A 22,332-nucleotide genomic window follows, 5' to 3' on the forward strand; every position below is an offset into this window, starting at 1 on the left:
CGTGGTACGGCCGTGGTGCGTCGGATATCCTGGGTCGATGGCCAAGCCGACCCGATCAACCGGGAACCCGCAGGACTCCGCAGAACCCCCGGTGACGTTCAATCGTACCGAACGCGCTCTGGCGTTCATGATCGGTGGGATCATCATCCTCGGCTTGCTCTGCTTCGTCGCGATGATCATCATGTGGCTCACCGCACCTGCTGCCCGGGGTGCGATGCCGTGGCCGGTGGTCATGGCGATCCCGCTCTTCGGCTTCCCGATCGCCATGGTGCTGGTCTTCACGCTCCTCGGCATCACCTGGACACGTCGCGCACGAGCGAACCGGACGGCTCGCTGACGTCCGCCCCGGACGCTGGCACCGGACGATGACGACCACCGCCGACCTCGCCGCCCGACTCCGGGCGATGCCGGACGATGCGCTCGAGCGCCTCGTCGCGGCGAGGCGACTCCCCACCGCTGCACTCGCCGAGACCGGCCCGCAGCGCATCACCGACTTCTTCGACCTCGCCGAGGCGCTCCGCAGCGACGACGCCGTGGACGCCGCCGTCGAGCACCTGCCGCGCGCGACGATCCTCGCACTGCGTGAGGGCGGCGCCGTCGACGCGCTCGGCCCCGCGATCGAGCTCGGCCTCGCCGACGAGGACGGCGCAGTCGACGACGCGGTCGCCGCTCGCGTGGCCACCCACCCCGACCTCACCTCGCTCGACGAGCAGCCTGGAGGCCCGGAGCAGGTCCGCCCCGCTGCTCCCGCCCTCGACGCCGCGGCGCTCGAGCGTGCGCGCACCACCGGCGCGGAGCAGGCGTTCGCGACGATGACCGTGCTCGCCGAACTGCTGCGGGCGGTCGACGCCGGCGCGGTCCGCGAACTCGTCAAGGGCGGGATCGGCATGCCGCTCGCCCGCACCCTCGCCGAGCGCATCGGCACCGACGCCGAACTCGTCGCGGGTCGCCTGGCGCTGCTCGACGGCATCGGGTTCGCCGACCCCGACACCGGACGCTGGATCGTCACCGACGCCGGGCACGCCTGGTTGCTCGCCGGCTGGCCGGAGCGCTGGGTGTCGCTGGTGGCCGCGTGGTCGGACACGCTCCCGCCCGCCGTGCACCAGGTGCTCGACCTGGCCGACGGGGACCTGCGTGACCTCGTGCCGCTCGGGCGCTGGGCGTACCCGGCGGGGTCCCGCTGGCTCGATGCCCTGCTGCTCGACGTCGCCGGCACCGCGGCGTCGCTCGGCCTGGCGGTCGACGGCATCGTGACGAGCACCGGCCGGGCGCTCCTCGACGGCGACGCCGAGCAGGCCGCCGACGACCTGCCGGGCACTGTCGAGCGGGTCTACCTGCAGCACGACCTCACCGTCATCGCACCGGGGCCGCTCGCGCCGGTGGACGACGACGCCCTGCGCACCGTCGCCGTGCTCGAGGCGCCGGGCCTCGCGGCGCGCTACCGCATCTCCGAGGACACCCTGCGCGCGGCGTTCCGGGCCGGACACTCCCGCGACGACCTGCTGTCCCTGCTCGGACGGCTGTCGGCGACCGGGATCCCGCAGCCCCTCGCCTACCTGATCGACCAGGTGGCCGGACGCGACGGCAGCATCGTCGTCGACCGGGGGCCGGGTGGCGTCGGGACCGAGGTCCGCGGCACCGCCGATCAGCTCGACCTCGTCGGGGTGGACGCCGAGCTCCGGCAGCTCGCGTGGGAGCGGCCTGACCTGACGACGCTGACCACGCGCTACCCGCCGCACGTCGTGCACACCGCGCTCGAGGACCAGCGCTACCCGGCCGTCCTGACGACCGCAGCCCGCCCCGAGGCGCACCACGGGCCTCCCGGCCGGCGCAGCCCCACCGGACGCTCGCCGGAACAGTCGGCGCACGCACTCGTCGAACGGCTCCGCCTGACGACGCAGCGCGGCGACGCGGAGCCGGAGCAGGAGTGGCTCGGTCGGCAGATCGACCTGGCCGTGCGCGGACGCACGCCGATCCGTGTGACCGTCCGGATGCCGGACGGCTCGGAGCGGCCGTTCTCGATCGTGCCGACCTCGGTCGCGGCCGGACGCGTCCGCGGGCGGGACACGGCGGTCGACGTCGAGCGGACCCTGCCGCTGTCGCTCGTCGTGTCGGTCGAGAGCGACGCCTGAGCCGCGCGGTCACCCGCACGCAGGTGTCGACGGCTAGGCTGGCGGGTCATGAACGGACCGCTGATCGTGCAGAGCGACCGCACCGTGCTCCTCGAGGTCGCGCACCCCGATGCCGAGGACGCACGCCACGAGCTCGCGGCCTTCGCCGAGCTCGAACGCGCTCCCGAGCACGTGCACACCTACCGGATCACCCGCCTCGGACTCTGGAACGCGCGCGCCGCGGGCCACGACGCCGAGGCGATGATCGACACCCTGGAACGCTTCGCGAAGTTCCCCGTGCCGCAGAGCGTCACGGTCGACATCCGCGACACGGTCTCGCGCTACGGACGGCTCGTGATCCGTCGTGAGGAACGACCCGACGCACCCGTGATCGCGAACTCCCCCACCGAGGAACTCGAGCGGCTGCCGCTCCTGTTCCTCACCGCCGAGGACCCGTCGGTGCTGGCCGAGGTCATCCGGTCGAAGCGCATCAAGCCGCTGCTCGGTGACATGCGGTCCTCGACCGAGGTCGAGCTGCAGCCGTGGGCGCGGGGACAGATCAAGCAGGAGCTCGTGAAGCTCGGCTGGCCGGCGGAGGACCTGGCGGGCTACACCCCTGGCCAGCCCCACCCGATCGACCTGGACACGGCCGAGTGGCACATGCGACCGTACCAGGAGCAGGCCGTCGACACGTTCTTCGCCCAGGGCTCCGGCGTCGTCGTGCTGCCCTGTGGTGCGGGCAAGACGCTCGTCGGCGCGGGCGCGATGGCGACCGTCAAGGCCACCACGCTCATCCTCGTGACGAACACCGTCTCGGCGCGGCAGTGGCGCACCGAGCTCCTCAAGCGCACGACCCTGACGCCGGAGGACATCGGCGAGTACTCGGGCAGCGTCAAGGAGATCCGGCCGGTCACGATCGCGACCTACCAGATCCTCACCGCCCGCCGGAAGGGCGAGTACACGCACCTGTCGCTCCTCGACGCCCTCGACTGGGGCCTCATCGTCTACGACGAGGTGCACCTGCTGCCCGCGCCGGTGTTCAAGCTGACCGCCGACCTGCAGGCCCGCCGACGCCTGGGCCTCACCGCGACGCTCGTGCGCGAGGACGGCCGCGAGGGCGACGTCTTCTCGCTCATCGGGCCGAAGCGGTACGACGCCCCGTGGAAGGAGATCGAGGCGCAGGGCTACATCTCGCCGGCCTCCTGCTACGAGGTCCGCATCGACCTGCCGCACCAGGACCGCCTGGAGTACGCGGCGTCGAGCGACGACGAGCGCTACCGGCTCGCCGCGACGTCCCCGGCCAAGACCCCGGTCGTGCGGGAACTCATCGAGAAGCACCGCGGTGAGCAGATCCTGGTGATCGGGCAGTACATCGACCAGCTCGACGAACTGGCTGCGTCGCTCGACGCCGCGGAGATCACGGGGGCGACCCCGGTCGACGAACGGGAGCGGCTGTACGACGCGTTCCGGTCCGGCGAGGTCGACGTGCTCGTCGTCTCGAAGGTCGCGAACTTCTCGATCGACCTGCCCGATGCGACCGTCGCCATCCAGGTCTCCGGCTCGTTCGGGTCCCGGCAGGAAGAGGCGCAGCGGCTCGGCCGGCTCCTCCGCCCGAACAAGGACGGCCTGCCCGCGTCGTTCTACACGCTCGTGGCCCGGGACACCGTCGACCAGGACTTCGCGCAGAACCGGCAACGGTTCCTGGCGGAGCAGGGCTACTCGTACACGATCCTGGATGCCGACCAGGTTCAGACGCCCGTGGGCTGACGTACGAACCGCTCCCAGGAAACCCCGAGGGAACAGTCAGAAGATAGGACCATGAGCGATGGCCCCAAGATCCTGATCGTCGACGACGAGCCGAACATCCGCGACCTCCTGACGACCTCGTTGCGCTTCGCCGGCTTCGCCGTGCGTGCGGTGGGCAACGGGGCACAGGCGATCTCCGCCGTGCTGGAAGAAGAGCCGGATCTCATCATCCTCGACGTGATGCTGCCCGACATGAACGGCTTCGGCGTGACCAAGCGCCTGCGCTCCTCGGGCTACACGTCGCCGATCCTGTTCCTCACGGCGAAGGACGACACCGAGGACAAGATCACCGGCCTCACCGTCGGCGGCGACGACTACGTCACCAAGCCGTTCTCGCTCGACGAGATCGTCGCCCGCATCAAGGCCATCCTCCGTCGCACCATGAACGACGAGGAAGACGCGATCATCCGCGCCGGCGAGCTCACGATGGACCAGGACACGCACGAGGTCACGATCGGCGACGCGCAGATCGAGCTCTCGCCCACCGAGTTCAAGCTGCTCCGTTACCTGATGCTCAACCCGAACCGCGTGTTGTCGAAGGCGCAGATCCTCGACCACGTGTGGGAGTACGACTTCAACGGCGACGCGGGCATCGTCGAGAGCTACATCTCGTACCTGCGCCGCAAGCTCGACCAGTACTCCGCCGAGCCGATCATCCAGACCAAGCGCGGCTTCGGGTACATGCTGAAGGCGTCCAAGGCCTCGTAGCACCATCACCTCTTCACGGCGGTCGTCCGGTTTCACCGGGCGACCGCTGTCTATCGTTGGGGCAGCATGCACACGCGAATGAACCACTGGTGGGACGGGATCTCCCTGCGCACCAAGATCACCGGGATCACGGTGCTGCTCGTCGCGCTCGGATTGCTCGTCGCCGGACTCGGCACGATGACGGTGCTGTCCACCTACCTCATGCAGCAGCTCGACAACACGGTCAAGCAGACGACCGAGCAGCTCGAGGGTCAGAACATCAGTGACGGCGAGCAGTACTGCAAGCTGTCCGTCGTGGTGTCGCAGAGCGCCTACGTCGCCGCGTACGACGCCGACGGTGACCGGATCTGCCAGACGAAGGCGTCGAGTCGACCCGACGTCCGTGAAGCCACCCTGGTCGAGGCCTCGCAGTCGAACCAGCGCATCTCGCTGTACGACAGCCAGCACAACCACGAGTGGCGCGCCCAGATCATCCCGGCGTCGCTGCAGAACCAGTCCGACGGCACCACCGAGACCGGCTACGTGCTCATCGCCGTCTCCAGTGCCGGCACCGACGAGACCATCGGCAAGTTCACCGCGATCTTCCTCGGGTTCGGTGCCTCGGTCATCCTGCTCGGCGCCATGCTCACCCGCTTGCTCGTCACCGCGACCTTCGACCCGCTGCGCGACGTCGAGGACACCGCGGCACGGTTCGCCGCGGGTGACTTCAACCAGCGCCTCGAGGCCGACACCCCGAACACCGAGGTCGGCCGCCTGAACCGCTCCCTCAACGTCATGCTCGAGCGGATCGACTCCGCGTTCGAGGACCGCGAGCGCACCATCGCCCAGATGCGCCGGTTCGTCGGGGACGCCTCGCACGAGCTCCGCACGCCGCTGGTGTCCCTGCGCGGGTACGCCGAGCTATACCGGATGGGTGCCCTGCGCAAGGAAGAGGACGTCGCGCAGGCGATGGAGCGCATCGAGAAGGAAGCGCAGCGGATGGGCCTGCTCGTGCAGGACCTGCTGCAGCTCGCCCGCATCGACGAGTCGAAGCCGCTCGAGCTCGGCCCGGTCGACCTCGTCGCCATCGCCCGCGACTCGGCGCTCGACACGATGGCCTCCAACCCCGACCGCGAGATCCAGGTCCTCGTCGAGGACTCCCTGACCGGCGAGAGCGTGCCCCAGGCCGTCCGCCCGTCGGCGTCGTCGTCCATCGGCTCTCCGGACTCCGGTGAAGCACCGCCCGTGTCGCCCACCTCGGCGAACACCACCGGGCCGATCGCGTTCTCGCGCCAGACCATCGCCCGACTCCGGGCCCGTCGCACCCGCGCCATGAACATCGACGCCGGTGCCGCGCCGACCGACGAGACCACCCCGCTGCCCACGGTCGTGCTGCCGAAGCGCCCGCCGATCGTCCTGGCGGAGGAGAACAAGATCCGCCAGATCGTCACGAACCTGATGGGCAACGCCATGCGGTTCACGGCGAACGACGACCCGATCGAGATCGGCATCGGCGTGGACGACGAGCGCGGCATGGCACACCTCGACGTGATCGACCACGGTGAGGGCATCCCGCCGCAGCTGCGCGAGAAGATCTTCCAGCGCTTCTGGCGTGCGGACACCTCCCGCGCCCGGGACACCGGTGGCTCGGGCCTCGGGCTCGCCATCGTGTCCGGCATCGTCGCGGCGCACAACGGCTCGGTCGAGGTATTCGACACCGAGGGCGGCGGCGCCACCTTCCGCGTCTGGCTCCCCCTGCTCCCCCGCGACTTCTCCGCCTGACCCGCGCGGGCCGTGCGGCCCGGCCGCTCGCGTCCCGCGGGCGTCCCGGGTGTCCCGTCTGTCCCGTCCGCGGCGTCCCGGGTGTCCCGTCTGTCCCGTCCGCGGCGTCCCGGGTGTCCGTCTGTCGCGTCCCGCGGGCGTCCCGGGCGGTCACAACACCCCGTCCGACGCCACCGAGTGGTCACGATCTGTCGTCTGCGCGCTCGCTGGCCGACAGTTCGTGACCGGCCGGCGCACGGCCGTCGACATGTCGTGACCGCCCGGCGACGAGATCTTCAGCGTGGCGATCACGGCCGTCACGCCGACAGCCGACGACTTCCGACCGCTCGGACCTCGAACGCCTGGCGGAGTCGCTCGAACAACACCGCGGGTCGGTGTGCGTCCGACGCCGTCGCGTGGATCACGAGCCAGTCGTTCACCACGAACCCGTTGTCCCGTCGTTGATCGTGTCGGAAGGTGTCGCGCTCGCGGTGGTGATCGCCGTCGTACTCCAACACGATGCGGTACTCCGACCACGCCATGTCGACGCGGCCGAGGAACCGCCCCGCACCATCGTGCACGTCGACGTTCAGCTCCGGCTCGGGGAACCCCGCTTCGACCACTGCCAGACGGAGCCAGGTCTCCTGCGGCGACTCCGCCCCGGCCCGGACGAGGTCCAGCGCGCGCCGAGCAGCGAGCGCGAAGCGTGTGCCGGGGCGGATCGACGCACGGAGGTCGTCCGCCGTCGCCAGCCCGGCTGGTCCGACGAGGTGGTCCCCGATCGCGACCAGCGCGTCCCGATCGACCACGCCGGCGCACTCGAACCACATCTGCGCGGGGACACTGACCGGGAACCCGCGGTATTCGACGGTCCTCGGCCGGTCCAGCCGGTGCGCGACCACGCCGGGCCGACGCATCCGGCACCCGTCCCTCGCGGTCGAGACGTGCACCGGGACGACCGCGCGCACCGACTGCGGCAGTGGCGCACCCCAGATCGCGGCAGCCGTCGTGTGGCTGAAGAACTGGTCGGGACGCATGACCAGGGTGACGGCGCCGATGAAGTCCACCGAGTCGATCGGAGCACGCACACCGTGGACCGGGGCTGCCAGGTCGGTGCGCCGGAGTCGTTCCGGATCGATGCCGTGACCGACCGCATCGGCCACGCGGAAGGTGGTGCGGTCGAACGGAGCAGGGAGGCGACGGGGAGCTGACATGCCGTCATGGTCGTCGCGGGGCACGTGAGCCGACCACGCGCACTCGCAACCTGTGGAGAACGAGGTGAGCCGGGCCTCCTGTGTGGGAGAGCCGACCGCAGACACGCGCAAGCCGCACGCACGAGCCGGTCACGACTCCCCGCTCCTGCGCCGCCGGACGGTCACGTTGTGTCGACTGGAACGGGCCGAGCCGACTATTCGTGACCGCTCGGCGGACCTGAGCGGGGTGTTGTGACCTCCTGACCCGCCCCCGCCCCCACACACGCGGAAGGGCCCCACACGCGCAGCGTGCGGGGCCCTTCCGTCAGACGGACTTAGAAGTCCATGCCACCCGTCGGGTCGCCAGCCGGAGCAGCAGGGGTGCGCTCGGGCTTCTCGGCGACGACGACCTCGGTGGTCAGGAACAGACCGGCGATCGACGCAGCGTTCTGCAGCGCCGAACGCGTGACCTTGGCGGGGTCGATGATGCCGGCAGCGATCAGGTCGACGTACTCGCCGGTCGCGGCGTTGAGGCCCCAACCCGACTCGAGCTCGCGGACCTTGGCGGCGACGACGCCCGGCTCGAGACCGGCGTTCAGCGCGATCTGCTTGAGCGGCGCGTCGATGGCCACGCGGACGATGTTCGCACCGGTCGCCTCGTCACCCTCGAGCTCGAGGGCCTCGAGTGCGACAGCACCGGCCTGGATGAGGGCGACGCCACCACCGGCGACGATGCCCTCTTCGACGGCAGCCTTCGCGTTGCGGACGGCGTCCTCGATGCGGTGCTTGCGCTCCTTGAGCTCGACCTCGGTCGCGGCACCCGCCTTGATGACGGCGACGCCACCGGCGAGCTTCGCGAGGCGCTCCTGGAGCTTCTCGCGGTCGTAGTCGGAGTCGGTCGCCTCGATCTCGGCACGGATCTGGCGGACACGGCCGGCGATCTGCTCGGCATCGCCGGCACCCTCGACGATCGTGGTCTCGTCCTTGGTGATGACGACCTTACGGGCACGACCGAGCAGGTCGAGCGTCGCGTTCTCGAGCTTGAGGCCGACCTCTTCCGAGATGACCTGGCCGCCGGTGAGGATCGCGATGTCCTGCAGCATGGCCTTGCGGCGGTCGCCGAAGCCCGGGGCCTTGACGGCGACGGACTTGAAGATGCCGCGGATCTTGTTCACGACGAGCGTGGCCAGGGCCTCGCCGTCGACGTCCTCGGCGATGATCAGGAGCTGCTTGCCCGCCTGGATCACCTTGTCGACGACCGGCAGGAGGTCCTTGATGTTCGAGATCTTCGAGTTGACGATCAGGATGTAGGCGTCCTCGAAGACGGCTTCCTGACGCTCGGGGTCGGTGACGAAGTACTGCGACAGGTAGCCCTTGTCGAAGCGCATGCCCTCGGTGAGCTCGAGCTCGGTGCCGAAGGTGTTCGACTCCTCGACGGTGACGACACCTTCCTTGCCGACCTTGTCGATGGCCTCGGCGATGAGCGCGCCGATGGTCGGGTCAGCGGCCGAGATCGACGCGGTCGCGGCGATCTGGTCCTTGGTCTCGATGTCCTTCGCGTTGGCGAGGAGCTGGTCGGAGACGGCGGCGACCGCCTTCTCGATGCCGCGCTTGAGCGACACGGGGTCGGCACCGGCGGCGACGTTGCGGAGGCCTTCGCGGACGAGCGCCTGGGCGAGGACGGTCGCGGTGGTCGTTCCGTCACCGGCGACGTCGTCGGTCTTCTTGGCGACCTCCTTGACGAGCTCCGCACCGATCTTCTCGTACGGGTCGTCGAGCTCGATCTCCTTGGCGATGGAGACACCGTCGTTCGTGATCGTGGGAGCGCCCCACTTCTTCTCGAGGACGACGTTGCGGCCGCGCGGGCCGAGCGTCACCTTCACGGCGTCGGCCAGCTGGTTCAGGCCGCGCTCGAGGCCACGGCGGGCCTCCTCGTCGAAAGCAATGATCTTAGCCATGTGGTTTTTCGTCCCTCCCGGACGTCGTCTTGGGGGTCGTGCTGGCACTCAGCGTGAGCGAGTGCCAACGCCGATTCTGGCACTCGCCGGGTGTGAGTGCAACACAGTCGGGAGGCTCGTGACGACTTCCCAGGACACGTCGCGTCCGGCGGACCCCGCACCACCGCCGCGGTCACGCTCCCGGCACCGGTCGCCGTCCACGCACACGACGAACGCGCCGCCCCTGATGGGACGGCGCGTTCTGGAAGTGGTCGTGCTCAGGCGGGGCGGACGTACTCTGCCTGCGGGCCCTTCGACCCGGTGCCGACGTCGAACACGACGGCCTGGCCCTCCTCGAGGACCTTGTAACCCGACATGTCGATGGCCGAGTAGTGCACGAACACGTCCTGGCCCCCTCCATCCACGGTGATGAAGCCGAAGCCCTTTTCAGCGTTGAACCACTTCACGGTTCCGTTGGCCATGATCTCTTGCTCCCTGGTACTGCAGTGCGGAACGACGTGATCGTCGTCTGCATGGGACTCTGACCGAACCGGTCCGATCAGGCAAGAGGTGTGACGTTGTTTCACGTCGATTCCGTCAGAAATCAACGTTCCCGAAACACAGCCGTCACACAATGCGCGAATAACGCGGTGGAACGGGATCAGCCGGTGTAGTCGGCGCCGAGGACGACGCTCACGTCGGCGTTCGGGAACGCCGCGGACTGCTGCACGGCCGTGACGCCGAGCTGCTTCGCGATGCCCTGCGCGACCGCCGCCTGCGACGCCTGCTGGTAGTAGACGATCGTCGACGTGGAGCCCGTCGTGCCGGCGTCTCCGGTGGAGGCGACCTGCCAACCGGCGCCGGTCAGCGCCGCACTCGCCCGGCTTGCGAGGCCCGTGGTGGTCGTGCCGTTCAGCACGACGACGGTGGTGGTGCCCTGCTGTGCCGGCGTCGCTGCCGCAGCGCTGTCAGCCCCGGCCGAACCGGAACCGGCGGACGAGGACGCGGACGGCTTCGACGTCGCCGAGGGCTTCGCCGTCGCGGACGCCGACGTGGACGTGGAGGGCGAATCGGATCCGTTGAAGGAGTAGCTGCCGTTCAGCACCGCGAGGGAGAGCACCCCGACGCCGACGAGCACACCGGTGGCGAGCGCCGCCCAGGCGAAGACGATCCAGCCACGCCCGCGACGCTGTGCCCCGCGGTGCGCACCGACCCGCGGGCCGTCGGCGACGTCGTCGAACCGGTCTCGGGGGAATCTCGTGCTCATCGTTCCTCTTCACGTCCTTCGGGAGCTGCACCGGGGGCGACGAAGCTGCGCGTCGCCCGGGCGCTGGTGCGCGCGTGACGGAGCCGCTGCAGCCGGGTGACGAGCTGCGGGTCGTACGCGAGTGCCGCGGGTGAGTCGATCACGCGGTTCAGCACCTGGTAGTAGCGCGCCGCCGACATCTCGAACTCCACCCGGATCTCCGCTTCCTTCGTGCGGTCGTGCCGTGCCCGGTCCTGCTCGAACGACAGCACGTGCTTCGCGAGCTCACTGAGCTGGTCAGCACCGAGCTGGTCAGCACCGAGCTGATCAGCGCTGCGCTGGTCGACGCTGCGTTCGTCGGTGGGGCTGGTCACGGCGGTTCCGATCACGTATCGGGTAACGGGTCTCGCACATCGTAGGGGTGGAGTCGATCCGGACCCTGGTACGGCGCTGGACTGTCGCGAACACCGGTCACAGGTTCGGCGCACGGAACCAGCGCACACGCGTGCCGAACGGGTCGGAGACGGCGACCGCGACGCCGTCGAGCGAGACCGTCGCGAAGGCGTCCGGGTCGGCCGCGTCGACGTCGTCGGGCAGCGTCGCCGCCACCCCGCGCAGGATGCCGGTGCGTTCGAGGGCGATCCAGTGCACGCCTCGCGCACGGATCCGGTCCACGAACCGCTGCCGGTCCGCGCCCGGCACGTAGACCAGGGTCCCGGTGGTCAGGACGACCGGTTCGACGTCGTCCGGCAGGGCGTCCAGTGCACGGTCGAGGTCGCCGGGCACGGCGCCGACGAGCCGGTCTGGAGGCACGGCGAGCGCCGCGCGCGCAGCCTGACGCATCAGGGCGGTCCGGTCCGACGCCTCGGGCGGGACGGCCTCGACCAGCCGGTCGAACGCACCGGGGACCGACAGGTCGATCGGGTTCGGGTCGAGCGCCACCCGGACGCCGACCCTGATCGGGACGGTCGCGGGTGTGGGAACGGCCCCGGAGGCGTCCGCGACCAGCCGGACCGACGGATCGGCGACCGCCGTGTGCATCCGCAGGACCGCGGCCCCGGAACCGACCCGGTAGTCCAGGGTCACCCGGTCCGGGATCGAGCACAGCCCGGCGGCGGCTCCGGCGTCGACCAGGCCGAGCGGACGCGCGGACCCTTCGGCGAGCGCCGCGAACAGCGGGATGACCGGTGCGAGCCGTTGCGGGTCGTTGGCCTGCACCGTGGCGGAGGCGAGGGCCGCGACCAGCGCGGGGCGGGCCTCCAGGCCGAGCGCGCGCAGCGCATCCGGATCCGACGGGTCGGCGCCCAGCCGCCGCGCGACCGCGAAGAACAGTTCCGGCTGCCGCTGCTGCTCGGGGACCTCGGCGAGGAGCGCGACGAGGGAGTCGTCGAGCGACCGTGCCCAGGCGGCGTACGACGGCGAGACGACCCGGACGCGGTCGGCGTACGCGTCGTACCGGGCGCGGGTGTCCATCAGCGCCCGGGCCGGTGCATGCCGACGTGACGGATGCCGGCCTCGTCGTACGGTTCCCCGAACCGCACGAAGCCGTACCGCTCGTACAGGGCGGCGACGTACTCCTGAGCGTGCAGGACGAACGGGTCGTGCCCGTGTTCGTCGAGGACGGCGGCGACGAGCCGGCCGGCGATCCCCTGCCCACGGTGTCCTGGGTCGGTGGCGACCCGGCCGATCACCCACGCCGGTGGCTCCGCGCCGTCGGGGTGGACCTCGTCGACTGCCGGGCGGATGAGCCGCAGGTACCCAACCGCATCGGTGTCCGTGCCGAACCACCAGTGCTCGGTGTCGGGCTCGCGGTCACGGCCGTCGAAGTCCTCGGCGGTGACCCGCTGCTCGAGCGCGAACACGCGGTTGCGCACGACGACGATGCCGTACAGTTCGTCCGTCGTCAGACGGGTCCAGCGGGCGTGGTGCACGGAATGCTCGGACATCGTGGCGAGTTTAGTGAAGTGGTCGGGAGTGCCCGGAAGAGCCCGGCCGGAAGCAGGAGGAACCAATGGCATACAACGTCGACAAGTCCGACGCCCAGTGGCGCGAGGAGCTCTCCCCGGACCAGTACGCCGTCCTCCGCCAGGCGGGGACCGAACGACCGTGGACCGGTGAACTCCTCGACGAGGAGCGCGCCGGCGTCTACACCTGTGCGGCCTGCAACGCGGAGCTGTTCAAGAGCGGCACGAAGTTCGACTCCGGCTGCGGCTGGCCGTCGTTCTACGAGTCGGTGAACCCGGACGCCGTGCAGCTCATCGAGGACAACTCCCTCGGCATGGCCCGCACCGAGGTCCGTTGCGCGAACTGCGGTTCGCACCTGGGCCACGTGTTCCCGGACGGGTTCGGCACCCCCACGGGTGACCGGTACTGCATGAACTCGATCTCGCTGAACTTCTCGGAGAAGTCGGGCGAGTGAGCCCCGGACGCCCTCACCGGTAGAATGAGCGGCGTCAGCCGGCATGGCGCAATTGGTAGCGCACCGTACTTGTAATACGGGGGTTGCGGGTTCAAGTCCCGCTGCCGGCCCCAGACGAAGCGATGCCCCGGGCGAAGTCTCGCCCGGGGCATCGGCACACGGAACGCGGATCAGGGGGCGTTCCGGGCGCTGGACGCGGTAACCAGCCGGTCGTGCGACGAGGATGACACCTCACCGACCCGCACGTCCACACCCGCACCCCACATCCGCGGAAATCCGCACGATGTGCACGAACGCGCAGCGGCTCTGTCCGCTCAGCGCCCCCCGGTGATCTTCCGCTCCCGCTGCGCGACGCCGGCCGTGCCGTAGGGGTAGTCGTCGATGCGGGGAGCGCTGGCGTCGGTCAGCCGGTCGAGCTCGTCGTCGGTGAGCACCAGGTCCGCGGCACCGAGGTTGTCCTCGAGCTGCGACAGGGTACGGACGCCCAGGATCACGCTCGTGACCGCGGGCCGGGCCAGCAGCCAGGCGAGTGCGACCTGCGACTTCGACGCGTCGTGGGCGTCGGCCACCTCGGAGACGGCGTCGAGCACCTCCCACGTGCGCTCGTCACCGTTGCGGGCTTCCCACGCCTCCATGCCGCGCTGCGGGTTCTCGCCCAGGCGGGTGGCGCCGGACGGGGCCTCGTCGCGCTGGTACTTGCCGGAGAGCCAACCGCCGGCCAGCGGCGACCAGGGCAGCAGACCGATGCCGGCGTCGAGGCAGGCGGGCACGACCTCGTGCTCGATGTCGCGGACGAGCAGGTTGTACTGCGGCTGCAGGGTGACGGGCGGTGCCCAGCCGTGGGCCTTCGCCTCGTAGACGGCCTTGGTGACCTGGTAGCCGAGGTAGTTCGAGAACCCGTAGGAGCCGATCTTGCCGGCGGACACGGCGTCGTCGAGGAACCGCAGGGTCTCCTCGATGGGGGTCAGGGCGTCCCACGCGTGCATCTGGTACAGGTCGATGTGGTCGACGCCGAGCCGCTCGAGCGAGGCGTCGAGGGCCACGCGAAGGTGTCGTCGGGACAGGCCGAGGTCGTTCGGGCCGTCGCCCTGCGGGAACCGGCCCTTGGTGGCGAGGACGACCTGCGCAGCCTCGGTGGGGTGTGCTGCGAGCCAGCGGCCGATGATCCGCTCGGACTCGTTGCCGGAGTAGACGTCCGCCGTGTCGACGAGCGTGCCACCGGCGGCCACGAAGGCGTCGAGGATGGCGTGTGAGGTGGGTTCGTCGGCTTCGCTGCCGAACGTCATGGTGCCGAGGGTCAGCGTCGACACCGATGTCCCGCTGTTGCCGAGGAGTCTGTAGTCCATGGCGGGGACGGTACGCCCGGTGCCGTCCGACCGAGGGGACCCACGAGTACCCCTCAGCGCGGGGCGGACAGGAACCGCAGCGCCGCTTCGCGGAACGGCCGCGAGGTCGGGGCGTTGAAGTGGTTGCGCCCCGGGATCTCGAAGAACGTGGCGTCCGGTGCGGCCTCGGCGAGCCGGACCGCGCTGTCGCGGATGCCGTCCTCGCTGCCCGCGGCGATCAGGAGCGGCTGCGCCGGGGCGTTCTCCGGGGTCGGCTCGATGCTGTTCCGCATCCCCTCGACCATGGCCACGAGCGCGCCGAGGTCGTTGCCCTCGACGTTGCCCGCCATCGTGAGGTAGCCGTTGGTGACGCGGTCCGCGATGGGGGTGCCGTCGGCGATGTACGCCTTCGCCTGGTCGACGCGCACGCGACGCATCGGGTCGGCGTCCGGGATCCCGCCGAACACCGCGCGCGAGATCCGGCCCGGCAGCCGCTCGGCGGTGTGCCAGCCGACCCGTGCGCCGAGCGAGTAGCCGAGGAACGCGACGTCGTCGAGCAGGTACGTGTCGATGACCGTGGTGACGTCGGCGACGAGCAGGTCCATCGAGTAGGCACCCGGGTCGTGCGGCTTCGCGCTCGCGCCGTGCCCGCGCTGGTCGAGCGCCAGGACCCGGTACCCGGCACGGACCAGGTGCCGCGTCCAGCCCGAGGCGTGCCAGTTGAGCACCGCACCGGACGCGAAGCCGTGCACCGCGATGACGGCCGGGGCGTCGGGGTCGCCGAAGTCGTAGGTCGCGAGTCGCAGCCCGTCGGGCGACATCACGAACCGGGGGCGGGGCGCTTCGGGGACGAGTGACATGTCCTCTCAAGCGTATCGGGGCAGTGTGGTGGCCATGGACGGCTACGGCGGCGATCAGATCCGGGCGGCGGAACGCCCCCACCTCGACGCGGGGGAACCCCTGATGCAGCGCGCCGCCGACGGGCTCGCGCGCATCGTCGGCGACCTGCTGGACGACCCGGCCGTGCGGCCGGTCGACGGGCCGGGATCCGTCCTCGTGCTCGCCGGCAGCGGCGACAACGGCGGTGACGCCCTGTTCGCGGGTGCCCGCCTGGCAGCGGCCGGGAGGCACGTGGCGGTCCTGCGCGTCGGCTCCCGTGTCCACGAGGCCGGCCTGGCAGCGGCGCTGGACGCCGGCGCCCGTCTGCTCGACGGCCCGTCCGGCGCCTCCGGACCGAACGCGGGCGGAGCGGCCGACATCCTGCGAGCCGCCGGCCGGAGCGACGGCGAACGCCTGGCGGACGTCGCGACCGAGGCGGCGCTCGAGGCCGACCTGGTGCTCGACGGCATCCTCGGCATCGGGGCACGGGGCGCGAACGCGCTGCGGTCCCCCGCACGCGAGGTCGTGGACGCCATCCGTGAACTCGCTCGCGACCAGCGTGCGCCGTTCGTCGTCGCGGTGGACGTGCCGAGCGGCATCGACGTGGACACCGGCGGCGTCGCGGACGACCACGTCCTGCACGCCGACGTCACCGTCACCTTCGGCGGTGTGAAGGCCGGCCTGCTGACCGGACCCGCCGCCACCCTCGCCGGGCGGATCGAACTCGTCGACGTCGGGATCGGCGCGGACCTGGCGACGACGGAGCCGCTGATCCGCACCTGACCCCGAGACCGTCAGTGGTGCTCGTACAGCACGGGCTCCGGCAGACCGTGCTCGGCGCGGATGCTGCGCGCGATGCCCTCGATGGCGACCAGGGCGTCGACCACGAGCTCCGGCGTCACCGGGAACGGCATGTTGTGGATGGTCTCGCCCTCCACCGTCGCGGCCTCGGCCACGGCGCGCAGCACGTCACGGTCGTCCACCGTCAGGCCGATCTCGGTCAGGGTGTTCGGCAGGCCGACCTTCGTGGTGAAGACGACGAAGTCCTCGATCTCCTCGGCCGGGGCACCCTCGAGCACCAGCTGGGCGATCGTCCCGATGTTCACCTTCTGCCCGTGCGCCAGGCCGTGCGCCTGCGGAGCCGCGGTCAGTCCGTTGTGGATCGCGTGGGCGGCGGCGAGCCCACCGGACTCGAAGCCCAGGCCGGACAGCAGCGTGTTCGCCTCGACGACCTTCTCGAGCGCCGGGGTGACGACCTTGGCCTTGACGGCTTCGATGGCCTGCAGGGCGTTCTCGTGCAGGAGCTTCCACGACAGCTCGGCGAGCGCGACGCCGGTCTGGGTCTGCAGGCCGCCGGCCATGGTGTCGGCGTTGGCGCGCTTCGCGGCACGGGCCTCGACCCAGGTCGCCAGCGCGTCGCCGATGCCCGCGACCAGGAACTGCACCGGCGCGTTGGCGACGAGCCTGGTGTCGATGAGCACCAGGTCCGGGTTGTGCGGGAAGAAGCGGTACTCGATGAACTCGCCCTCGGCGGTGTAGATGACGGCGAGCGCCGAGGTCGGGGCGTCGGTGGACGCGGCCGTCGGCACGCTGGCCCACCGGATGCCGGCGAGGTGCCCAGCGGCCTTCGCGGCGTCGATCGCGGAGCCACCGCCGAGCCCCACGATGACGTCGGCGTCCTTCGCGCGGATCTGCTCGACGAGCTCGTCGACGGCCTCGGGGGTGGCGAAGCGGCCGAACCCGACCCGCTCCACGGCCAGGTCGGCGGATCGGAAGCTCTCGGTGACGGCGGTCTCGACGATGCCCCAGACCACGTCGTCGGCGACGATCAGGGGCCGCTTGCCGATCGGGGCGATGAACTCGCCGACGCGGGTGATCGCGTCCTTGCCCTGGACGTAGCGGGCAGGGCTCATCACGGTGCTGATGGGAGTGGCCATTGTGCGGTTCCTTCCGGTTGTACGACAGGTGTACGACGGGTGTCGGGGTGGCCGACGCCGCCGACGGTACGCGGGGCCACTGATCGGGAGGTGCTGATCGGTAGGTTCGGGTTCATGACGTTCAACGACGACTCCCGACTCCGGGGCGGCAAGGTCAAGCGGCGGGGTCGCACCACGGCGATCGGCGGAGGCGCCGTGGGCGTCGGCGCCATCGTGGTGTTCCTGATCGCGCAGTTCACCGGCTTCGACCTGAGCGGGATCGTCGGCGGCGGCAACGGCCTGACGACGATCCAGCAGGAGGGCGAGTCCGCCGACGCCGCCCCCGAGTGCCGGACCGGGCGCGACGCCAACCTGCGCGTCGAGTGCCGGATGGAGGGCGCGGCCGAGTCGCTCGACGCCTACTGGACGTCCGAGGCGCGGTCGCTCGGCATCTCGTACACGTCACCGGAGTTCTTCCTGTTCCAGGACTCCACCGACACCTCGTGCGGGCAGGCCTCGGCCGCGACCGGCCCGTTCTACTGCCCGCCGGACCGTGCGATCTTCCTGGACACCGCGTTCTACGACGACCTGCAGTCGCAGTACGGCTCGTCCGGCGGTCCGCTCGCGCAGATGTACGTCGTCGCACACGAGTGGGGCCACCACGTGCAGCAGCTGCAGGGGTCGTTCGCGAACACCGACCGCTCCGGCACGGGTGCGTCGTCGGGCAGTGTCCGCGTCGAGCTGCAGGCGGACTGCTACGCCGGGGCCTGGGTCGGCGACGCCGCCACGACGAAGGACGCGAACGGCGAGACCTTCTTCGAACCGATCACCCGCTCTCAGATCACCGACGCCCTGTCGGCGGCGAGCGCCGTGGGCGACGACAGCATCCAGGAGCGCGCGACCGGCCGCGTCGACCCGGACTCGTTCACGCACGGGTCGAGCGAGCAGCGACAGCGCTGGTTCCTGCGGGGCTACCAGCAGGGCGCGACGAGCTGCGACACCCTGAGCGTCCCGGGTTCGGCCCTGTAGCCGCACCGGTGACGGACGGGAGGCCCGGTGCCAGCTGGCACCGGGCCTCCCGTCCGTGGTCAGCGCGTCAGCGCTGGTCCAGACGTCAGCGCTCGTCCAGACGTCAGCGCTCGTCCGGCTGTCAGCGCTTGGTCGGCGTGGCAGACGGGGTCGCGCTGGGCGTGGGCGTCGGGGTCGCGTCGGTCGCCCCGGCGGCCGTCACCACGAAGGTGCGGAAGTCGTCGTTCGTGACCGGGGAGGTCAGCTCGTAGCGCTGCCCGTTCACGAGCACGAGCGGGGTGCCGGGGAACTCCTTGAGCGTCGAGCCGGGGATCGTGCCCCCGGACACCGCCGTCGTCTGCTCGTCCACCCACTTGGCGTAGTCCTGGTCGGCGATGCAGCTCCGGACGGCGCTGCGTTCCTGCAGCCCCTGCACGCCCGTGACGACGTCGGTGAGCTCGGCGTCCGTCAGGCCCGCGGTGCCCTCGTCCGGCTGCTTCGCGAAGAGCGCCTGGTTCACCGCGTAGAACTGGTTCGGGGAGTGCTCGGCCACGCAGGCGGCGGCGTTCGCGGCGCGGAGGGAGTACTTCGTGCCCTGCGAGCGGTTCGACAGGATCGCGACGGGGTGGATGTCGACCGTGGCCGCACCGGAGTCGACGAGGTCCTTGATGTAGTCGCCGTTCGCCTGCTCGAACTGGCCGCAGCCCGGGCAGAGGTAGTCGACGTACAGGGTGATCCGGACGGTGCCGGCGCCGTCGGTCGCGGCGCTGCTCGGCGACGCGGAGGCCGATCCGGACGCGGACGCCGCGACGGGCTTCAGACCCTGCCCGATGGTGATCCCGCCCTGCGACATGGTCGACGGGCCCGGGCCGGCGGGCTTCACGGAGTCGACCAGCACGAGCGTGACGATCGTCGCCGCGGCGAGGAGCACGACCCCGAGCCCGATCTGCAGGCCGAGCCGGACACCACGCTGGCGTCGCTTCTGCTGGGTCCGGGCACGCTGGGCTCGCTGGCGGGCGGCTTCACGGCGCTCGTTCCGCGCGGCGCGGGCGGCACCCTCGGGGCGGTTGTTCATCGGTGCGTCGTCCTCCTGATCGGTGTCCGCTCGGCGTTCCCCTGCTCGGCGGACGGACCCGGCGATTGTAGTGGGGCGCTCTGGGAAGCCGCCGACCAAGGGGGAAAACACTGGCGCACCCGGGTGAACTCGTGTTGTATGAACCTCGACAGTCGACGGCGACTGTCCGGGGCCCGTACGGGCACACCGCTTCACTCGGATCGTCCGGCACGTACCTGCCGGTGAAGGAAGGACCGAACGCTCATGGCGTCCGTCACCTATGACAAGGCAACCCGTCTCTACCCCGGAGGCAACCGTCCCGCGGTCGACTCCCTCGACCTGGACGTCGCCGACGGCGAGTTCCTCGTCCTCGTCGGCCCCTCGGGCTGCGGCAAGTCCACCTCGCTCCGCATGCTGGCCGGCCTCGAAGAGGTCAACTCCGGTCAGATCCGCATCGGCGACCGCGACGTCACGGACGTCCCGCCGAAGGACCGCGACATCGCGATGGTGTTCCAGAACTACGCGCTGTACCCGCACATGACCGTCGCCGAGAACATGGGCTTCGCGCTCAAGATCGCCGGCGTCGGCAAGGAAGAGCGCGCCACCCGCGTGCAGGAAGCCGCCAAGCTCCTCGACCTCGAGGACTACCTCGGCCGCAAGCCGAAGGCGCTCTCCGGTGGTCAGCGTCAGCGCGTCGCGATGGGCCGTGCGATCGTCCGTCAGCCGCAGGTGTTCCTCATGGACGAGCCGCTGTCGAACCTCGACGCCAAGCTCCGCGTCCAGACCCGCACGCAGATCGCGTCGCTGCAGCGTCGTCTCGGCGTCACCACGGTCTACGTCACGCACGACCAGACCGAGGCCCTCACCATGGGTGACCGCATCGCGGTGCTCAAGGACGGCATCCTGCAGCAGGTCGGCACCCCGCGCGACCTGTACGAGAAGCCGAACAACGTGTTCGTCGCCGGCTTCATCGGTTCGCCGGCCATGAACCTGCTGCCCGCCGACGTCATCGAGGGCGGCATCAGGTTCGGCACGCTCAACCACGCGATCGACCGCGACACCCTGTCGAACGCCCGTGCAGCACAGATCACGGTCGGCATCCGCCCCGAGGACGTCATCGTCTCGCAGTCCGGCGAGGGCCTGCCCGTCACGGTCGACGTCGTCGAGGAGCTCGGCGCCGACGGCTACCTCTACGGTCACGCCGACGTGAACGGCCAGCGCGCCGACATCGTCGCCCGTGTCGACGGTCGTGCGCACCCGTCGATCGGTGACACGATCGTCATCACGCCGAAGCAGGGCCACGTCCACGCCTTCGACACCGAGTCGGGCGACCGCCTCGACGACAAGGCCGTCGTCAGCGCGTAACCAGCGCACTCCCCCGAGAGCCCGCGCCCGCCTCACAAGGGCGGACGCGGGCTCTCGGCTGTCCCCGACACCAGAGGAACCACCGTGCCCGACTCGATGTCCATCACCGCCGCCACCGTCGACCCCGGCCTGCTCGACCTGCCGTGGGACCTGCCGCTCGCCGACTGGCCCGACGACACGATCGTCGCGCTGCCGAAGGGCATCTCGCGGCACCTCGTGCGGTTCGTGCACCTGAGCGGGTACGTCGCCGCGGTGAAGGAGACCGGCGAAGAGGTCGCCCGGTCCGAGTACGAGATGCTCCGGACCCTGCAGCGCATGGACGTGCCGTGCGTGGACCCGGTCGCGGTCATCACGAACCGCGTCGACGCCGACGGTGAACCACTGCACCCCGTGCTGGTGACCCGCCACCTGCGGTTCTCCCTGCCCTACCGCGCGCTCTACTCGCAGACGCTGCGCCCCGAGACCGCCACCCGTCTGGTCGACGCCCTCGCGCTGCTGCTCGTCCGCCTGCACGTCATCGGCTTCTACTGGGGCGACGTGTCCCTGTCGAACACGCTGTTCCGTCGCGACGCCGGAGCCTTCGCCGCGTACCTGGTCGACGCCGAGACCGGCAAGCTCTACCCCGGCGGGCTGTCGAACGGCCAGCGCGAGAACGACCTCGAGGTCGCCCGCGTGAACATCGCCGGCGAGCTGCTCGACCTCGAGGCCGGCGGACGACTCGACGAGAACGCCGACCCCGTCGACGTCTCGAACCGCATCGTCGCTCAGTACCGGACGCTCTGGACCGAGCTCACCGGCACCGAGCAGTTCGACATCAAGGAACGCTGGCGCATCAACGACCGCGTCGAGCGCCTGAACGAGCTCGGCTTCGACATCGAGGAGCTCTCGATCCACACGACCGAGGGCGGCTCGCAGGTCCGGATCCAGCCGAAGGTCGTCGACGCCGGGCACCACCAGCGCCGACTGCTGCGCCTCACCGGGCTCGACGCCGGTGAGAACCAGGCCCGGCGCCTGCTCAACGACCTCGACTCGTACCGTGCCCGCAACGGCCGTGACGAACTCGACGAGGAGATGGTGGCGCACGAGTGGGTCTCACGGGTCTTCGAGCCCGTCGTCCGCTCGATCCCCCGTGACCTGCGCGGCCGTCTCGAACCCGCCGAGGTGTTCCACGAGCTGCTCGAGCACCGCTGGTTCATGTCCCAGCAAGAGGAGCGTTCCGTCTCCCTGCCCGAGGCCACGACCGCCTACATCAACGACGTGCTCCGACACCGTCGCGACGAGCGCCTGCTCATCAACCCGCCGACCTCGTCGATCACTGTGCCGATCCCGGTGCTGGACGACGACGCCGACGAGTCCGACGAGTCCGACGACGTCGACGACTGGCGCGCCACGGTCTGACGCGGTCTCCGCTCGGTCACGGCACCCCGCCGGGTGGGCGGCGACCGGTCGCAGACCGTCGTCTGCGGCGTCGCGCAGCGACGACTCGTGACCACACGGCGGGCACCAGCCGACGTGTCCTGACCGTTCGGGGGTCGGCAACGCGACCGCCTGGAGGCCCGTCCCGCGTCCCGGAGACCGGCGCCGGCCCTCCAGACCGTCACGCCCAGCCCCGCCGGTGGTGACGT

21 protein-coding genes and 1 tRNA gene are annotated in these 22,332 nt (G+C 70.7%); 11 read left to right on the forward strand and 11 right to left on the reverse strand.

The window, feature by feature from the left end:
* Positions 1-37 precede the first annotated feature (37 nt).
* From ORG17_RS15415 to ORG17_RS15435, 5 genes are all read left to right on the forward strand, one after another.
* On the forward strand, positions 38-337 hold the full coding sequence (locus tag ORG17_RS15415) for a multidrug ABC transporter ATPase (RefSeq protein ID WP_173032948.1): 300 nt from the start codon (positions 38-40) through the stop codon (positions 335-337).
* Positions 338-365: 28 nt separating this feature from the next.
* The gene (locus ORG17_RS15420) at positions 366-2,132 is read left to right on the forward strand and encodes a helicase-associated domain-containing protein (protein WP_214526290.1); all 1,767 of its coding nucleotides are present in this window, start codon (positions 366-368) and stop codon (positions 2,130-2,132) included.
* A 48-nt stretch (positions 2,133-2,180) separates the two neighbouring features.
* Positions 2,181-3,878 carry a DNA repair helicase XPB gene (locus ORG17_RS15425; RefSeq protein WP_111110330.1) on the forward strand — a complete coding sequence of 566 codons (1,698 nt, stop codon included), beginning with the start codon at positions 2,181-2,183 and terminating at the stop codon, positions 3,876-3,878.
* Between the two features lie 51 nt (positions 3,879-3,929).
* Positions 3,930-4,625, forward strand: coding sequence for a response regulator transcription factor (locus tag ORG17_RS15430; protein ID WP_017888045.1), 696 nt, complete (start codon positions 3,930-3,932; stop codon positions 4,623-4,625).
* A 66-nt stretch (positions 4,626-4,691) separates the two neighbouring features.
* Positions 4,692-6,386, forward strand: coding sequence for a sensor histidine kinase (locus ORG17_RS15435; RefSeq protein ID WP_138801951.1), 1,695 nt, complete (start codon positions 4,692-4,694; stop codon positions 6,384-6,386).
* Between the two features lie 296 nt (positions 6,387-6,682).
* Here the strand turns inward: ORG17_RS15435 and ORG17_RS15440 are convergent, their stop codons facing one another.
* The 7 genes from ORG17_RS15440 to ORG17_RS15470 form a co-directional block, all read right to left on the reverse strand.
* The gene (locus ORG17_RS15440) at positions 6,683-7,579 is read right to left on the reverse strand and encodes a PDDEXK family nuclease (protein ID WP_214526289.1); all 897 of its coding nucleotides are present in this window, start codon (positions 7,577-7,579) and stop codon (positions 6,683-6,685) included.
* 314 nt (positions 7,580-7,893) lie between these two features.
* Positions 7,894-9,516, reverse strand: a complete 1,623-nt coding sequence (gene groL, locus ORG17_RS15445) for a chaperonin GroEL (RefSeq protein WP_017888048.1) — start codon at positions 9,514-9,516, stop codon at positions 7,894-7,896.
* 257 nt (positions 9,517-9,773) lie between these two features.
* The gene (locus ORG17_RS15450; protein WP_214526288.1) at positions 9,774-9,977 is read right to left on the reverse strand and encodes a cold-shock protein; all 204 of its coding nucleotides are present in this window, start codon (positions 9,975-9,977) and stop codon (positions 9,774-9,776) included.
* A gap of 179 nt (positions 9,978-10,156) precedes the next feature.
* Complete coding sequence (locus tag ORG17_RS15455; protein WP_214526287.1) at positions 10,157-10,762, reverse strand: LytR C-terminal domain-containing protein; 606 nt, start codon at positions 10,760-10,762, stop codon at positions 10,157-10,159.
* Complete coding sequence (locus ORG17_RS15460) at positions 10,759-11,115, reverse strand: DUF3263 domain-containing protein (protein WP_051597083.1); 357 nt, start codon at positions 11,113-11,115, stop codon at positions 10,759-10,761. Before ORG17_RS15460 ends, ORG17_RS15455 begins: the two co-directional genes overlap by 4 nt.
* A 97-nt stretch (positions 11,116-11,212) precedes the next feature.
* Positions 11,213-12,214, reverse strand: a complete 1,002-nt coding sequence (locus ORG17_RS15465; protein ID WP_214526286.1) for a DUF2332 family protein — start codon at positions 12,212-12,214, stop codon at positions 11,213-11,215.
* Entirely contained in the window at positions 12,214-12,687 is a 474-nt protein-coding gene (locus ORG17_RS15470) for a GNAT family N-acetyltransferase (protein ID WP_214526285.1), read from the reverse strand. Before ORG17_RS15470 ends, ORG17_RS15465 begins: the two co-directional genes overlap by 1 nt.
* Before the next feature lie 65 nt (positions 12,688-12,752).
* On the opposite strand from ORG17_RS15470, the gene msrB reads away from it, so the two are divergent.
* Together msrB and ORG17_RS15480 are read left to right on the forward strand one after the other, a co-directional pair.
* A complete protein-coding gene (gene msrB, locus ORG17_RS15475) occupies positions 12,753-13,160 on the forward strand; it encodes a peptide-methionine (R)-S-oxide reductase MsrB (RefSeq protein ID WP_027466599.1) in 408 nt (135 codons plus the stop codon).
* A gap of 37 nt (positions 13,161-13,197) precedes the next feature.
* Positions 13,198-13,273: transfer RNA gene (locus ORG17_RS15480), tRNA-Thr, on the forward strand.
* Between the two features lie 201 nt (positions 13,274-13,474).
* Here ORG17_RS15480 and ORG17_RS15485 read toward each other — a convergent pair.
* Together ORG17_RS15485 and ORG17_RS15490 are read right to left on the reverse strand one after the other, a co-directional pair.
* A complete protein-coding gene (locus ORG17_RS15485; protein ID WP_214526284.1) occupies positions 13,475-14,506 on the reverse strand; it encodes an aldo/keto reductase in 1,032 nt (343 codons plus the stop codon).
* 53 nt (positions 14,507-14,559) lie between these two features.
* Entirely contained in the window at positions 14,560-15,345 is a 786-nt protein-coding gene (locus ORG17_RS15490) for an alpha/beta fold hydrolase (RefSeq protein WP_214526283.1), read from the reverse strand.
* Between ORG17_RS15490 and ORG17_RS15495 the strand changes: the two genes are divergently transcribed.
* Positions 15,344-16,147 (forward strand): NAD(P)H-hydrate epimerase, encoded by an 804-nt coding sequence (locus ORG17_RS15495; RefSeq protein WP_250892123.1) that lies wholly within the window; start codon positions 15,344-15,346, stop codon positions 16,145-16,147. The genes ORG17_RS15490 and ORG17_RS15495 overlap by 2 nt on opposite strands.
* A gap of 11 nt (positions 16,148-16,158) precedes the next feature.
* Here the strand turns inward: ORG17_RS15495 and ORG17_RS15500 are convergent, their stop codons facing one another.
* A complete protein-coding gene (locus ORG17_RS15500) occupies positions 16,159-17,301 on the reverse strand; it encodes a glycerol dehydrogenase (protein ID WP_071244021.1) in 1,143 nt (380 codons plus the stop codon).
* A gap of 114 nt (positions 17,302-17,415) precedes the next feature.
* Here ORG17_RS15500 and ypfJ point away from each other — a divergent pair, with 114 nt between their 5' ends.
* Positions 17,416-18,309, forward strand: a complete 894-nt coding sequence (gene ypfJ / locus ORG17_RS15505; protein WP_176709435.1) for a KPN_02809 family neutral zinc metallopeptidase — start codon at positions 17,416-17,418, stop codon at positions 18,307-18,309.
* Between the two features lie 121 nt (positions 18,310-18,430).
* Here the strand turns inward: ypfJ and ORG17_RS15510 are convergent, their stop codons facing one another.
* Entirely contained in the window at positions 18,431-19,363 is a 933-nt protein-coding gene (locus ORG17_RS15510) for a DsbA family protein (protein ID WP_071244019.1), read from the reverse strand.
* 243 nt (positions 19,364-19,606) lie between these two features.
* Between ORG17_RS15510 and ORG17_RS15515 the strand changes: the two genes are divergently transcribed.
* Positions 19,607-20,707, forward strand: a complete 1,101-nt coding sequence (locus ORG17_RS15515) for an ABC transporter ATP-binding protein (protein ID WP_027466605.1) — start codon at positions 19,607-19,609, stop codon at positions 20,705-20,707.
* A gap of 84 nt (positions 20,708-20,791) precedes the next feature.
* Entirely contained in the window at positions 20,792-22,105 is a 1,314-nt protein-coding gene (locus ORG17_RS15520) for a DUF4032 domain-containing protein (RefSeq protein WP_027466606.1), read from the forward strand.
* Positions 22,106-22,332: the final 227 nt, after the last annotated feature.

This window comes from Curtobacterium flaccumfaciens pv. betae (assembly GCF_026241855.1).
Classification (GTDB): domain Bacteria; phylum Actinomycetota; class Actinomycetes; order Actinomycetales; family Microbacteriaceae; genus Curtobacterium; species Curtobacterium flaccumfaciens.

What these genes read in the sequence shown, in the direction of transcription:
- ORG17_RS15430 (WP_017888045.1), top strand. Translation starts at nt 3,930, where the DNA reads ATGAGCGATGGCCCCAAGATCCTGATCGTCGACGACGAGCCGAACATC.
- ORG17_RS15515 (WP_027466605.1), top strand. Translation starts at nt 19,607, where the DNA reads ATGGCGTCCGTCACCTATGACAAGGCAACCCGTCTCTACCCCGGAGGC.
- ORG17_RS15495 (WP_250892123.1), top strand. Translation starts at nt 15,344, where the DNA reads ATGTCCTCTCAAGCGTATCGGGGCAGTGTGGTGGCCATGGACGGCTAC.
- ORG17_RS15510 (WP_071244019.1), bottom strand. Translation starts at nt 19,363, where the DNA reads ATGAACAACCGCCCCGAGGGTGCCGCCCGCGCCGCGCGGAACGAGCGC.
- ORG17_RS15485 (WP_214526284.1), bottom strand. Translation starts at nt 14,506, where the DNA reads ATGGACTACAGACTCCTCGGCAACAGCGGGACATCGGTGTCGACGCTG.
- ORG17_RS15435 (WP_138801951.1), top strand. Translation starts at nt 4,692, where the DNA reads ATGCACACGCGAATGAACCACTGGTGGGACGGGATCTCCCTGCGCACC.
- msrB (WP_027466599.1), top strand. Translation starts at nt 12,753, where the DNA reads ATGGCATACAACGTCGACAAGTCCGACGCCCAGTGGCGCGAGGAGCTC.
- ORG17_RS15420 (WP_214526290.1), top strand. Translation starts at nt 366, where the DNA reads ATGACGACCACCGCCGACCTCGCCGCCCGACTCCGGGCGATGCCGGAC.
- ORG17_RS15450 (WP_214526288.1), bottom strand. Translation starts at nt 9,977, where the DNA reads ATGGCCAACGGAACCGTGAAGTGGTTCAACGCTGAAAAGGGCTTCGGC.
- ORG17_RS15465 (WP_214526286.1), bottom strand. Translation starts at nt 12,214, where the DNA reads ATGGACACCCGCGCCCGGTACGACGCGTACGCCGACCGCGTCCGGGTC.
- ORG17_RS15455 (WP_214526287.1), bottom strand. Translation starts at nt 10,762, where the DNA reads ATGAGCACGAGATTCCCCCGAGACCGGTTCGACGACGTCGCCGACGGC.
- ORG17_RS15470 (WP_214526285.1), bottom strand. Translation starts at nt 12,687, where the DNA reads ATGTCCGAGCATTCCGTGCACCACGCCCGCTGGACCCGTCTGACGACG.
- groL (WP_017888048.1), bottom strand. Translation starts at nt 9,516, where the DNA reads ATGGCTAAGATCATTGCTTTCGACGAGGAGGCCCGCCGTGGCCTCGAG.
- ORG17_RS15425 (WP_111110330.1), top strand. Translation starts at nt 2,181, where the DNA reads ATGAACGGACCGCTGATCGTGCAGAGCGACCGCACCGTGCTCCTCGAG.
- ORG17_RS15440 (WP_214526289.1), bottom strand. Translation starts at nt 7,579, where the DNA reads ATGTCAGCTCCCCGTCGCCTCCCTGCTCCGTTCGACCGCACCACCTTC.
- ORG17_RS15500 (WP_071244021.1), bottom strand. Translation starts at nt 17,301, where the DNA reads ATGGCCACTCCCATCAGCACCGTGATGAGCCCTGCCCGCTACGTCCAG.
- ORG17_RS15490 (WP_214526283.1), bottom strand. Translation starts at nt 15,345, where the DNA reads ATGTCACTCGTCCCCGAAGCGCCCCGCCCCCGGTTCGTGATGTCGCCC.
- ypfJ (WP_176709435.1), top strand. Translation starts at nt 17,416, where the DNA reads ATGACGTTCAACGACGACTCCCGACTCCGGGGCGGCAAGGTCAAGCGG.
- ORG17_RS15415 (WP_173032948.1), top strand. Translation starts at nt 38, where the DNA reads ATGGCCAAGCCGACCCGATCAACCGGGAACCCGCAGGACTCCGCAGAA.